Origin of the sequence: Streptomyces sp. NPDC088730 (assembly GCF_044751215.1) — a bacterium.
GTDB lineage: Bacteria > Actinomycetota > Actinomycetes > Streptomycetales > Streptomycetaceae > Streptomyces.
Window position 1 is genome coordinate 802,962 of record NZ_JBIVLK010000002.1, and the last position, 12,021, is coordinate 814,982.

18 protein-coding genes are annotated in these 12,021 nt (G+C 69.3%); 16 read left to right on the forward strand and 2 right to left on the reverse strand.

What is annotated here, in order from left to right; genetic code table 11:
* Positions 1-44 precede the first annotated feature (44 nt).
* Complete coding sequence (locus ACIP89_RS10435) at positions 45-2,291, reverse strand: poly(A) polymerase (RefSeq protein WP_402114221.1); 2,247 nt, start codon at positions 2,289-2,291, stop codon at positions 45-47.
* Positions 2,291-4,066: an RNA ligase family protein gene (locus ACIP89_RS10440; RefSeq protein ID WP_402114223.1), complete on the reverse strand. Its 1,776-nt coding sequence runs from the start codon at positions 4,064-4,066 to the stop codon at positions 2,291-2,293. Before ACIP89_RS10440 ends, ACIP89_RS10435 begins: the two co-directional genes overlap by 1 nt.
* A 507-nt stretch (positions 4,067-4,573) precedes the next feature.
* Here ACIP89_RS10440 and rpsJ point away from each other — a divergent pair.
* From rpsJ to rpsH, 16 genes are all read left to right on the forward strand, one after another.
* Entirely contained in the window at positions 4,574-4,882 is a 309-nt protein-coding gene (gene rpsJ / locus ACIP89_RS10445; RefSeq protein WP_003948644.1) for a 30S ribosomal protein S10, read from the forward strand.
* Between the two features lie 14 nt (positions 4,883-4,896).
* Complete coding sequence (gene rplC, locus ACIP89_RS10450; RefSeq protein ID WP_014154591.1) at positions 4,897-5,541, forward strand: 50S ribosomal protein L3; 645 nt, start codon at positions 4,897-4,899, stop codon at positions 5,539-5,541.
* Positions 5,542-5,545: 4 nt separating this feature from the next.
* Entirely contained in the window at positions 5,546-6,199 is a 654-nt protein-coding gene (gene rplD, locus ACIP89_RS10455; protein ID WP_073732676.1) for a 50S ribosomal protein L4, read from the forward strand.
* Complete coding sequence (rplW, locus tag ACIP89_RS10460; RefSeq protein ID WP_014154589.1) at positions 6,199-6,522, forward strand: 50S ribosomal protein L23; 324 nt, start codon at positions 6,199-6,201, stop codon at positions 6,520-6,522. Before rplD ends, rplW begins: the two co-directional genes overlap by 1 nt.
* Positions 6,523-6,561: 39 nt before the next feature.
* Positions 6,562-7,398 (forward strand): 50S ribosomal protein L2, encoded by an 837-nt coding sequence (rplB, locus tag ACIP89_RS10465; RefSeq protein ID WP_024494973.1) that lies wholly within the window; start codon positions 6,562-6,564, stop codon positions 7,396-7,398.
* Positions 7,399-7,410: 12 nt separating this feature from the next.
* Positions 7,411-7,692, forward strand: coding sequence for a 30S ribosomal protein S19 (rpsS, locus tag ACIP89_RS10470; RefSeq protein ID WP_015610726.1), 282 nt, complete (start codon positions 7,411-7,413; stop codon positions 7,690-7,692).
* Positions 7,693-7,734: 42 nt separating this feature from the next.
* Positions 7,735-8,082, forward strand: coding sequence for a 50S ribosomal protein L22 (gene rplV, locus ACIP89_RS10475; protein ID WP_073733141.1), 348 nt, complete (start codon positions 7,735-7,737; stop codon positions 8,080-8,082).
* Positions 8,082-8,918 (forward strand): 30S ribosomal protein S3, encoded by an 837-nt coding sequence (gene rpsC / locus ACIP89_RS10480; protein ID WP_250968190.1) that lies wholly within the window; start codon positions 8,082-8,084, stop codon positions 8,916-8,918. Before rplV ends, rpsC begins: the two co-directional genes overlap by 1 nt.
* Positions 8,919-8,923: 5 nt before the next feature.
* Positions 8,924-9,343, forward strand: coding sequence for a 50S ribosomal protein L16 (gene rplP / locus ACIP89_RS10485; protein ID WP_003966953.1), 420 nt, complete (start codon positions 8,924-8,926; stop codon positions 9,341-9,343).
* Positions 9,343-9,567: a 50S ribosomal protein L29 gene (gene rpmC, locus ACIP89_RS10490; RefSeq protein ID WP_024494976.1), complete on the forward strand. Its 225-nt coding sequence runs from the start codon at positions 9,343-9,345 to the stop codon at positions 9,565-9,567. Before rplP ends, rpmC begins: the two co-directional genes overlap by 1 nt.
* Positions 9,567-9,851: a 30S ribosomal protein S17 gene (rpsQ, locus tag ACIP89_RS10495; protein WP_024494977.1), complete on the forward strand. Its 285-nt coding sequence runs from the start codon at positions 9,567-9,569 to the stop codon at positions 9,849-9,851. Before rpmC ends, rpsQ begins: the two co-directional genes overlap by 1 nt.
* A gap of 107 nt (positions 9,852-9,958) precedes the next feature.
* Positions 9,959-10,327, forward strand: coding sequence for a 50S ribosomal protein L14 (rplN, locus tag ACIP89_RS10500; protein ID WP_003966950.1), 369 nt, complete (start codon positions 9,959-9,961; stop codon positions 10,325-10,327).
* A gap of 2 nt (positions 10,328-10,329) precedes the next feature.
* Complete coding sequence (gene rplX, locus ACIP89_RS10505) at positions 10,330-10,653, forward strand: 50S ribosomal protein L24 (protein WP_018550616.1); 324 nt, start codon at positions 10,330-10,332, stop codon at positions 10,651-10,653.
* Complete coding sequence (gene rplE, locus ACIP89_RS10510) at positions 10,653-11,210, forward strand: 50S ribosomal protein L5 (protein ID WP_018550615.1); 558 nt, start codon at positions 10,653-10,655, stop codon at positions 11,208-11,210. The genes rplX and rplE overlap by 1 nt, the downstream gene beginning before the upstream one ends.
* A gap of 2 nt (positions 11,211-11,212) precedes the next feature.
* Positions 11,213-11,398, forward strand: coding sequence for a type Z 30S ribosomal protein S14 (locus ACIP89_RS10515; protein WP_024491590.1), 186 nt, complete (start codon positions 11,213-11,215; stop codon positions 11,396-11,398).
* Between the two features lie 224 nt (positions 11,399-11,622).
* Complete coding sequence (rpsH, locus tag ACIP89_RS10520; protein ID WP_024491591.1) at positions 11,623-12,021, forward strand: 30S ribosomal protein S8; 399 nt, start codon at positions 11,623-11,625, stop codon at positions 12,019-12,021.

Here is a 12,021-nt window from a genome sequence, read left to right on the forward strand (position 1 = left end):
TACGTAGGCCCGCCTCGGGCCCGGCGCGGGGGCGCCACCGCTCTTCAGGCGGGTCCGTCCGCGAACGCCGCGTCCCCGCTCGACCGCAGCGCTGACAGCTCCACCGGCGCCAGCGACGCGTCCCGGATTCCGCGCAGCAGCTCCGCCCCGATCTCCGCCAGCCGGGGCCCGTCCGGCGGGGTCGCGCCCAGGCCGATCGCGTACCCCGTGCGGCCGTCGGCCGTGACCGGGTGCGGCCAGACGCGGCAGTCGGGGGCGCCCGCCTCGGCGAGGGCGGTGCGCAGGGCGAGGAGGCGGCCGCGCAGTCGGCCCTCGTCCGGGCCGGGGTGTGCGGAGGCGAGGGCCCAGGAGGTGTGGCGGTCCCGCAGTACGGGCGGGGCAGAGAGAAGGGGGCGGGGATCGTCACCGTCCTCCGCCGACTCCAGGATCTCCCAGGCGCGGTACAGCTCGGCTGCGAGGAGATCGCGGCCGGCGGCCGAGACCTGCGTGGTGCAGGAACGTACCGGAGCGGTAGGGATCAGCACCGTGACCGGGTCACCGGCCGCCGCAGCCCCGCCCACCGGCTCGGCCCAGTCCCACGCCGCCCAGGTCGCGAAGAAGTGCCGGAGCAGCGGGAGCGGTGGCAGGTCGCCGGACTCGTGCGCGGTACGGGCCGCGAGGACGGTCCAGGCCAGGCCCGGCAGCCCGCCGCAGGGCGCGGAGTCCAGGCCTCGGGCCCTCGCCCAGACCTTGACGTTCCGGGCGAGGGCCTCGAAGGCCGCCCCGTGGGGCTCCGCCGCCGCGAGCACCGCCTCCGCGTCGCTCACCGCGCTCAGCGCGATCGCCGCCGCCTCGCCCAGTTCCGCGCGGTGGGCGACCGCGTCGGCCGGGGAGAGCGACCCCGTCGCCACGGTGATCAGGTCGATGCTCAGCCCGTCCAGGCGGAGGCGCAGCCCCGGCACCCGGGCGCCCGTCACCTCGCGCACGGCCCGCGCCTCCGGGAGCGCGGCGGCCAGCCGTTGCCGCAGCTCCGCCGGGGCGGGCGCGCCGGGCAGCGCGGCCACCAGGTCCAGGTCCGCGTCCGGGAGCGCGCAGCCCATGCGCCGGGAGCCGACGAGGTGGACCCGGGCGCCCGGGAGGGCGGCGGCGACCCGTTCCGCGAGTCCTTCCGTTGCCGCGGGTACGGGCGGGCCCAGCTCTACCCGTACCCCGTAGTGGTCGGAGATGCAGAGCCCCGCCGGGCCCGGCGCTTCGCCGGTCAGCTCCGCCGTCCGCGCCCGCAGCTGGTCCGTGCGCAGCAGCACCCGGTCCAGCCGGGAGGCACGGCCGGAGAGGGAGGAGACGGCCGCCAGGGGGTTCGCGGACGGGTCGAAGGTCGGGGTTGCGTCGGCGGCGCCGTGGACCTGGTGCCACGCGTCCGTCATCGCCAGCCGGGTTTGCGGGCGGTCGCCGCCGTCGTTGAAGTCCCCGAGGAGCAGCACCTCGCCCTCGACACCCGCCAACCCCGTTGCCAGATCGGCCAGTTCGGTGTCGCGGCGGGTGGCTCCCGCGGGGGAGTGGTCGCTGCTCAGGTGGGTCACGGCCACGGTGACCGGGCAGCCGTCGGCCGTCTCCACCACGGCCGCCGCCACCGCCTTGTGCGGGGCGAGGACGTGCAGCCCCGCCTCGCGCACGGGGAGCCGGCTGAGCAGCAGCAGACCGCAGTCCGCCACGTCCCGGCCCGCCGGTTCGGTGGCGAGCGTGTATCCGTCGCGCACCCAGCCGGTCCCCAGCAGCAGCTCCAGCAGCGCGGGCTCCGCCTCCTGGAGCGCGATGACGTCCGCGTCCGCCGCGTGCAGCGCGTCGAGCAGCAGGGGGCGGCGGCGCGCCGTGTCGATCCGGTCGGCGTCGTACCGGTCCCAGAGGGTGTTCCAGGTCAGCACGGTCACGGAACCGGCCCGGCTCGCCCGCCCGGCCCCTGCCGGTTCCCAGGTGCTCGTAGCAGGTGCCGGTTCCCAGGTCTCCGTAGTAGGGGAGTACGCGTGCGGGGTCCGGGACGTGAAGTAGGGGGACGGGAGCCTGCGCCGAGTGCGCGTCCGGCCGGCGTCCGTCGCGTCGATCCGGTCGGTGCCCGTGGACCGGTCCCACACCACCTCGCCGTCCGCCTCGAAGAACAGCACCCGGTGCCAGGGGATGTCCCCGCCCGGGGTGAACCGCTCCAGCGGCACCCGCTCGGGGTCCCGGCCGCGCTGGGCGACGCCCAGGACGAAGCGGGCCGGGTCGAACCGGGGGTCCCAGCGGACCCGGTGGTAGATCTCCTCGCTGGTGCGCATCAGGCCCGGTCCTCCACGGTCGTGCTGCTGCCGATGTACCAGGTGCGGTGCGCCTGGCCCGGGTACGGGGGTACGAACCGGCGCAGCTGGGAGGCCAGTACCTCCGGGGGCACCGGGTGGGCACGCCGGGCGTTGCGCGCGGTCAGCTCGGCCTCGCCGGTCCAGGCCACGGCGTGGGTGAGCAGCGCGTCCCGGCGGCGGGCGGCCGCGTGCACCAGGCTGCGCTGGTGCGGGTTGAGCGAGGTGGCGTCCCAGACCACGGTGGCGCCGGGGACCAGGGCCGCGTCCAGCCGCCGCAGTCCCTCGCGCAGGACGTCCGCGTTGGCGCTCTGGTCGGCGCGAGAGCCGCGGGTCAGGCGCAGGTCGTCGAGGGATATATAGGTGTCGGTGCCCGGCAGGGCACGGCCGAAGGTGCTCTTGCCGCTGCCCGACGGACCGACCAGGTGGACCAGGCGGGGGAAGTCCCCGTCCCGCCACCGCCAGGTCGCGGCCGCCGCCTCCTCCGCGGTGCTGATCCGGCCCAGCGCGTACGCCTGACGGGCCTGCGCCAGGCAGCGGTCCGCGGCATCCGGCTCCAGACCGGCGAACGCCTCCCGGAGCCCGTCCGGCTCACGTATCTCCTCGGCGTGCAGCCGCGACCACTCCACCTGTTCTCGGGCCTCCGGGCTCACGGCCAGGGCGCCGGCCACCGCGTGCAGCACCGGCAGCCGGGCGGCGAGCGACATCCGCGCCAGCCCGCCGTGCCGCTCCTCGTCCGGGTACGGGCGGTGCAGCGAAGGGGCCAGCCCCACCAGGTCCGCGACCCGGCGGGCGAGCGGCATGCCGAGCGGGCCGGCCAGCGCGGGGGCCAGGACCGCCCGCCGGGTGCGGTGCAGCAGCGCGGCCAGCACCCCGGACAGCCGGTCGTCACCGGTAAGGCTCAGCGCGTCCAGGGCGTCGGCCGCCGCGAGGGCGGCGGGTGCGTCCGCCGCGGCGAGGCAGGCCGGTGCGTCCGCAGCCGTGAGGCCGTCGGGTGTGCCACCGGCACCGGCACCGGCCGAGGCGGCGGCACCGGCACCGGCACCGGCACCGGCCGAGGCGGCGGCGGTGAGCGCCACCGGGTCGACCGGAGCGCCCGAGCGCACGTCCCAGAGGGCGGCGGACGGGCCCAGCGCGTTCTCCACCACCGCCGCGTGCATCCAGTGCGTGTCCGTGACGACGTGGCCCGGCCGTACCCACTTGGCCACCCGCCGCCCGAACTCGGCGGCCCCGAAGCTCGCGGCGGGGCGGACGACGTAACCCTCCTGGCGTCCGGTGTCCAGGCGCAGGGCGCGCAGGGTCCGTTCCGCACGGGCGTCGAACACCCCGCGCCACAGCACCGGCGGGGTCGGGATGCCGAGGCCGTGCAGGAACGCCACGGTCCGGTCCCACCCCAGGCAGGTGTCCCCGTCCCAGACGGAGAAGCCGTAGAAGTGGCCCGCGAGGTCGTCGTAGGGGATGGAGTGGCGGGCGAACACGTTCTCGCCGCAGATCCGCCATCCCGCCGGGACGCGGGGGCCGACGCGTCCCTGGAGCGCCTTGACCCGGGCCCGGGAGGGGTGGTGCGCCGAATCGAGCGAGCGGGCGTGCAGCCCATCGGCGTAGAGCGTGGTGTTCTCGCCGTCCATCTTCTCCGTGACCACGACCTCCGAGCCGGTGAGTCCGGCGAGGTCCGTGCGGCCGGTGAGCCGTACGTCGTCCGAGGAGGCCCCCGGTGACCAGGGCAGATGCGGGGTGCGCGGATAGTGCGTACGCATGGATTCCCGCCCCCGGTGTCGTGCCTGGCCCGGCCGGTCACTGTAGGGGCGGGGGGCCGCGGCGCTCGACCGAATAACCCGGCCGGGGGAGGGGAGCGGGGGTGATGGAGGCGTGCCCGCGTTTGACCATTCATCCCCGGGGGGTAAGATCCCCGGCCGATTGGCCAGGCTCACACCCCGTATGGCACACTGACCAGGTTGCTCGGTTGAGTGTCAATGCTGCGCGCCTCCCGCCGGGAGGACCGGAAGCGAGTCCCACAGTACTCGTCGGCCCTATGGGCCGGACGTACGGGAATCTTTCGGGAAGCGTATGTGTGCCACCGGCCAGGCACCCGGTGGGGTTCCTCCCCCGGCATCCGCGGTCTCAGGCCCGCACCCCCTTGGTTGGGATCTTCTTCGGGAGATTTTCGTAGAGGGGATGCGACACGCCCGACCGCGTGGGTCGGAGGCGGAGTAATCAGAACCCCGGGTTCCAGAGCGTTACGAGAGACAGGACTACTAGTAGCCATGGCGGGACAGAAGATCCGCATCCGGCTCAAGGCCTACGACCACGAGGTCATCGACTCCTCGGCGAAGAAGATCGTCGAGACGGTGACCCGCACTGGTGCGTCGGTCGCAGGCCCGGTGCCGCTGCCCACTGAGAAGAACGTGTACTGCGTCATCAAGTCGCCGCACAAGTACAAGGACTCGCGCGAGCACTTCGAGATGCGCACGCACAAGCGCCTCATCGACATTCTCGACCCCACGCCGAAGACGGTTGACTCGCTGATGCGCCTCGACCTGCCGGCGGGCGTCGACATCGAGATCAAGCTCTGAGGGGACGGGCCGAGATGAGCAAGAACATCAAGGGCGTCCTGGGCGAGAAGCTCGGCATGACCCAGGTCTGGGACGAGAACAACCGGGTTGTCCCGGTGACCGTCGTCAAGGCCGGTCCGTGCGTCGTGACGCAGGTCCGTACGAACGACAGCGACGGCTACGAGTCGGTCCAGATCGCCTTCGGCGAGATTGACCCGCGCAAGGTGAACAAGCCCCTCAAGGGTCACTTCGCCAAGGCCGACGTCACCCCGCGCCGCCACCTGGTGGAGCTCCGCACCCCTGACGCCAGCGAGTACACGCTGGGCCAGGAGGTCACTGCCGAGGTGTTCGAGTCCGGCGTCAAGGTCGACGTCACGGGCAAGAGCAAGGGCAAGGGCTTCGCCGGTGTCATGAAGCGTCACAACTTCAAGGGCCTCGGCGCCGGCCACGGCGTCCAGCGCAAGCACCGTTCCCCCGGTTCGATCGGTGGCTGTGCCACCCCTGGGCGTGTCTTCAAGGGCATGCGCATGGCCGGTCGGATGGGTAACGAGCGCGTCACCACCCAGAACCTGACCATCCACGCGGTTGACGCGGAGAAGGGTCTGCTGCTCATCAAGGGCGCGGTCCCCGGTCCGAACGGCGGCCTCGTCCTGGTCCGTACCGCGGCCAAGGGGGCTTGAGGTAATGAGCACCATTGACATCCTTTCGCCGGCAGGCGACAAGGCCGGTACCGTCGAGCTCCCCGCGGAGATCTTCGACGCGAAGACCAGCGTTCCGCTGATCCACCAGGTCGTTGTCGCACAGCTGGCAGCTGCCCGTCAGGGCACGCACAAGACCAAGCGTCGTGGCGAGGTCCGCGGTGGTGGGCGCAAGCCTTACCGCCAGAAGGGCACCGGCCGCGCGCGCCAGGGTTCGACCCGCGCACCGCAGTTCGTCGGCGGTGGCGTCGTCCACGGCCCGCAGCCGCGTGACTACTCGCAGCGCACCCCCAAGAAGATGAAGGCCGCCGCCCTGCGCGGTGCCCTCTCCGACCGGGCGCGCCACTCCCGCATCCACGTCGTCACCGGCGTGGTCGAGGGTGCCGCGGTCTCCACGAAGGCAGCGAAGTCGCTGTTCGGCAAGATCTCGGAGCGCAAGAACGTGCTCCTGGTCGTCGACCGCAACGACGAGGCCGCGTGGCTCTCCGCACGCAACCTGCCCCAGGTGCACATCCTGGACCCGGGCCAGCTGAACACGTACGACGTGATCGTCTCTGACGACGTGGTCTTCACTCAGGCCGCTTTCGAGTCCTTCGTGTCTGGCCCCCAGACCGCTGAGACCGAAGGGAGCGACGCCTGATGAGCGAGGCGACCGTTACCAGCAAGACCTACTCCGACCCGCGTGACGTTCTCGTCAAGCCGGTTGTTTCGGAGAAGAGCTACGCGCTGCTCGACGAGAACAAGTACACGTTCATCGTCGCGCCCGGCTCCAACAAGACCCAGATCAAGCAGGCCGTCGAAGCGGTCTTCTCGGTCAAGGTCACCGGGGTCAACACGATCAACCGGCAGGGTAAGCGCAAGCGCACCAAGACCGGTTTCGGCAAGCGCGCTGACACCAAGCGCGCCATCGTGACCCTCGCTGAGGGCGACCGAATCGACATCTTCGGCGGCCCGACCTCCTAACGGAGGTCGAGTCGTCCGGAATCGGACGAGGACTGAGAAATGGGTATCCGCAAGTACAAGCCGACGACCCCGGGCCGTCGTGGCTCCAGCGTCGCCGACTTTGTCGAGATCACGCGGTCCACGCCGGAGAAGTCGCTGGTCCGCCCCCTGCACAGCAAGGGCGGCCGTAACAACACCGGTCGTGTGACCGTTCGCCACCAGGGTGGTGGCCACAAGCGCGCCTACCGCGTGATCGACTTCCGTCGTCACGACAAGGACGGCGTGCCGGCCAAGGTCGCGCACATCGAGTACGACCCGAACCGCACCGCGCGCATCGCGCTCCTGCACTACGCCGACGGCGAGAAGCGCTACATCATCGCGCCGCGCGGCCTGGGACAGGGCGACCGTGTCGAGAACGGTCCGGCCGCCGACATCAAGCCCGGTAACAACCTGGCGCTGCGCAACATCCCGGTCGGTACGACCATCCACGCCATCGAGCTGCGGCCCGGCGGCGGCGCGAAGTTCGCCCGTTCCGCGGGTGCCTCCGTGCAGCTGCTGGCGAAGGAGGGCACCATGGCCCACCTTCGTATGCCGTCGGGTGAGATCCGCCTGGTCGACGCCCGCTGCCGCGCCACGATCGGTGAGGTCGGCAACGCCGAGCAGTCGAACATCAACTGGGGCAAGGCCGGTCGCATGCGCTGGAAGGGCGTTCGCCCGTCCGTCCGCGGTGTTGCGATGAACCCGGTCGACCACCCGCACGGTGGTGGTGAAGGCAAGACCTCCGGTGGACGTCACCCGGTCTCGCCGTGGGGTCAGAAGGAGGGTCGTACTCGCTCGCCGAAGAAGGCATCGAGCAAGTACATCGTCCGCCGCCGCAAGACGAACAAGAAGCGCTAGGAGCGGGTTTAGATGCCGCGCAGTCTCAAGAAGGGGCCCTTCGTCGACGGCCACCTCGTCAAGAAGGTGGACGTACAGAACGAAGCCGGCACCAAGAACGTCATCAAGACCTGGTCCCGTCGCTCGATGATCATCCCGGCCATGCTGGGTCACACCATCGCGGTGCACAACGGCAAGATCCACGTCCCGGTGTTCGTCACCGAGTCGATGGTCGGCCACAAGCTCGGCGAGTTCTCGCCGACTCGCACCTTCCGCGGCCACGTCAAGGACGACCGGAAGTCGAAGCGCCGCTAGCGCGGGGTGGAAACGACTATGACTCACACCGAAGGGACAACCATGGAAGCCAGGGCCCAGGCGCGGTACATCCGCGTCACGCCCATGAAGGCCCGCCGAGTGGTGGACCTCATCCGTGGCATGGATGCCACGGAGGCTCAGGCGGTCCTGCGTTTCGCCCCGCAGGCCGCGAGCGTGCCGGTTGGCAAGGTGCTTGACAGCGCCATCGCCAACGCTGCACACAACTACGACCACCCCGACGCTTCTTCGCTGGTCATCAGCGAGGCGTTTGTGGACGAGGGTCCGACCCTGAAGCGGTTCCGTCCGCGTGCTCAGGGCCGTGCCTACCGGATCCGTAAGCGGACCAGCCACATCACCGTGGTCGTCAGCAGCAAGGAAGGAACCCGGTAATGGGCCAGAAGGTTAACCCGCATGGGTTCCGGCTCGGCATTACCACGGACTTCAAGTCCCGTTGGTACGCCGACAAGCTGTACAAGGACTACGTCAAGGAAGACGTCGCCATTCGTCGCATGATGACGAAGGGCATGGAGCGGGCCGGCATCTCGAAGGTCGAGATCGAGCGCACCCGCGACCGCGTCCGCGTTGACATCCACACCGCCCGTCCGGGCATCGTCATCGGCCGCCGCGGCGCCGAGGCCGATCGCATCCGTGGCGAGCTGGAGAAGCTGACCGGCAAGCAGGTCCAGCTGAACATCCTCGAGGTCAAGAACCCCGAGGTGGACGCTCAGCTGGTGGCCCAGGCCGTCGCCGAGCAGCTCTCCTCCCGCGTCTCCTTCCGTCGTGCCATGCGCAAGAGCATGCAGAGCACGATGAAGGCCGGCGCCAAGGGCATCAAGATCCAGTGCGGCGGTCGTCTCGGCGGCGCCGAGATGTCCCGCTCGGAGTTCTACCGCGAGGGCCGCGTGCCCCTGCACACGCTCCGTGCGAACGTCGACTACGGCTTCTTCGAGGCCAAGACGACCTTCGGCCGCATCGGTGTGAAGGTCTGGATCTACAAGGGCGACGTCAAGAACATCGCCGAGGTCCGCGCCGAGAACGCTGCTGCCCGTGCGGGCAACCGCCCGGCCCGTGGCGGCGCTGACCGTCCGGCCGGCCGCGGTGGCCGCGGTGGCGAGCGTGGCGGTCGCGGCCGCAAGCCGCAGCAGTCGGCTCCGGCCGCCGAGGCCCCCAAGGCCGAGGCGCCCGCCGCTGCTCCGGCGGCTGAGAGCACCGGAACGGAGGCCTGACCGAAATGCTGATCCCCCGTAGGGTCAAGCACCGCAAGCAGCACCACCCGAAGCGCAGCGGCATGTCCAAGGGTGGCACGCAGGTTGCGTTCGGCGAGTACGGCATCCAGGCGCTGACCCCGGCGTACGTGACGAACCGTCAGATCGAGTCCGCTCGTATCGCGATGACCCGTCACATCAAGCGTGGCGGCAAGGTCTGGATCAACATCTACCCGGACCGCCCCCTGACGAAGAAGCCTGCCGAGACCCGCATGGGTTCCGGTAAGGGTTCTCCCGAGTGGTGGATCGCGAACGTCAAGCCGGGCCGGGTGATGTTCGAGCTGTCCTACCCGAACGAGAAGATTGCTCGTGAGGCGCTCACCCGCGCTGCTCACAAGCTTCCGATGAAGTGCCGGATTGTTCGGCGCGAGGCAGGTGAGTCGTGATGTCGGCCGGTACCAAGACGTCCGAGCTGCGCGAGCTGGGCAACGAGGAGCTCCTCAACAAGCTCCGCGAGGCCAAGGAAGAGCTGTTCAACCTCCGCTTCCAGGCGGCGACCGGACAGCTCGAGAACCACGGCCGGCTCAAGTCCGTCCGTAAGGACATCGCCCGGATCTACACCCTGATGCGTGAGCGCGAGCTCGGCATCGAGACGGTGGAGAGCGTCTGATGAGCGAGAAGACTGTGACTGAGACCAACACTGACCGCGGTTTCCGTAAGACCCGTGAGGGTCTCGTCGTCAGCGACAAGATGGACAAGACCGTCGTCGTCGCTGTCGAGGACCGCGTCAAGCACGCGCTGTACGGCAAGGTCATCCGCCGTACGAACAAGCTCAAGGCTCACGACGAGCAGAACGCCGCCGGCGTCGGCGACCGTGTCATCCTCATGGAGACCCGGCCGCTGTCCGCCACGAAGCGGTGGCGCGTCGTCGAGATCCTCGAGAAGGCCAAGTAATTCCTGAGAGGCATTCCTCTCAGGCAGGTTCCGCCAGGCTCGGTGGGGGCTCGCTCCGGTAACGGAGCGGCCCCCGCCGGGAACCGGCAGACGATCAGGAGATAGACGTGATCCAGCAGGAGTCGCGACTGCGCGTCGCCGACAACACGGGTGCGAAGGAAATTCTCACCATCCGTGTTCTCGGTGGCTCGGGTCGCCGCTACGCGGGCATCGGTGACGTCATCGTCGCCACCGTCAAGGACGCGATCCCCGGTGGCAACGTGAAGAAGGGTGACGTCGTCAAGGCCGTCATCGTTCGCACCGTCAAGGAGCGTCGTCGTCAGGATGGCTCGTACATCCGCTTCGACGAGAACGCCGCCGTCATTCTGAAGAACGACGGCGACCCCCGCGGCACCCGTATCTTCGGCCCGGTGGGCCGTGAGCTGCGCGAGAAGAAGTTCATGAAGATCATCTCGCTCGCGCCGGAGGTGCTGTAAGCATGAAGATCAAGAAGGGCGACCTGGTTCAGGTCATCACCGGTAAGGACAAGGGCAAGCAGGGCAAGGTCATCGTTGCCTACCCTGCTCAGGACCGCGTCCTCGTCGAGGGTGTCAACCGGGTCAAGAAGCACACGAAGGCCGGTCAGACCGCTCGCGGTTCGCAGACCGGTGGCATTGTGACGACCGAGGCCCCCGTCCACGTCAGCAACGTGCAGCTGGTTGTTGAGAAGGACGGCAACAAGGTCGTTACTCGCGTCGGCTACCGCTTTGACGACGAGGGCAACAAGATCCGCGTTGCCAAGCGCACCGGTGAGGACATCTGATGACTACCACCACAGCGCCGCGTCTCAAGACGCGCTACCGCGAGGAAATCGCCGGCAAGCTGCGTGAGGAGTTCTCCTACGAGAACGTCATGCAGATCCCCGGTCTGGTCAAGATCGTGGTCAACATGGGTGTGGGCGACGCCGCCCGCGACTCCAAGCTGATCGATGGCGCCGTGCGCGACCTCACCACGATCACCGGCCAGAAGCCCGCCGTCACCAAGGCCCGCAAGTCGATCGCGCAGTTCAAGCTGCGCGAGGGGCAGCCGATCGGCTGCCACGTCACCCTCCGCGGTGACCGCATGTGGGAGTTCCTGGACCGTACGCTGTCGCTCGCGCTGCCGCGTATCCGTGACTTCCGTGGCCTGTCGCCGAAGCAGTTCGACGGCCGTGGCAACTACACCTTCGGTCTCACGGAGCAGGTCATGTTCCACGAGATCGACCAGGACAAGATCGACCGGGTCCGGGGCATGGACATCACCGTGGTCACCACGGCGACCAATGACGACGAGGGTCGTGCCCTCCTTCGTCACCTCGGCTTCCCGTTCAAGGAGAACTGACCGTGGCGAAGAAGTCCCTGATCGCTAAGGCCGCCCGCAAGCCGAAGTTCGGCGTCCGCGGGTACACCCGCTGCCAGCGCTGCGGCCGGCCCCACTCCGTCTACCGCAAGTTCGGCCTGTGCCGCGTGTGCCTTCGTGAGATGGCTCACCGTGGCGAGCTGCCGGGCGTGACCAAGAGCTCCTGGTAATCCTCCTTCGCCCTTTGGGCGTTGGGATTATCCGGAAGCTCTCGGTAAGTATCTGGTCGGCAGGAGCCCGGTCTCACATGCCGTAGGCTTGTGTGGTTGGGCGCCTGCCGCCCTAGACCGACTTACTACGCCGTAGGTCCCCGCACCGCACCCGTCCCGCCACTGAGTGGGGAGAGGGATGGCGCATACAGGAAACCCCGGCGAGAGAGGCCGAAGGCCAACTCATGACCATGACTGATCCCATCGCAGACATGCTCACGCGTCTGCGTAACGCGAACTCGGCGTATCACGACGACGTCAAGATGCCGCACAGCAAGATCAAGTCGCACATCGCGGAGATCCTCCAGCAGGAGGGCTTCATCACCGGCTGGAAGGTCGAGGACGCCGAGGTCGGCAAGAGCCTCGTTCTCGACCTGAAGTTCGGTCCGAACCGCGAGCGTTCGATCGCCGGCATCAAGCGTATTTCGAAGCCGGGTCTGCGTGTATACGCAAAGTCCACCAATCTGCCGAAGGTTCTGGGCGGCCTGGGCGTGGCGATCATCTCCACGTCCCACGGTCTCCTGACCGGCCAGCAGGCCAGCAAGAAGGGCGTAGGTGGGGAAGTCCTCGCCTACGTCTGGTAG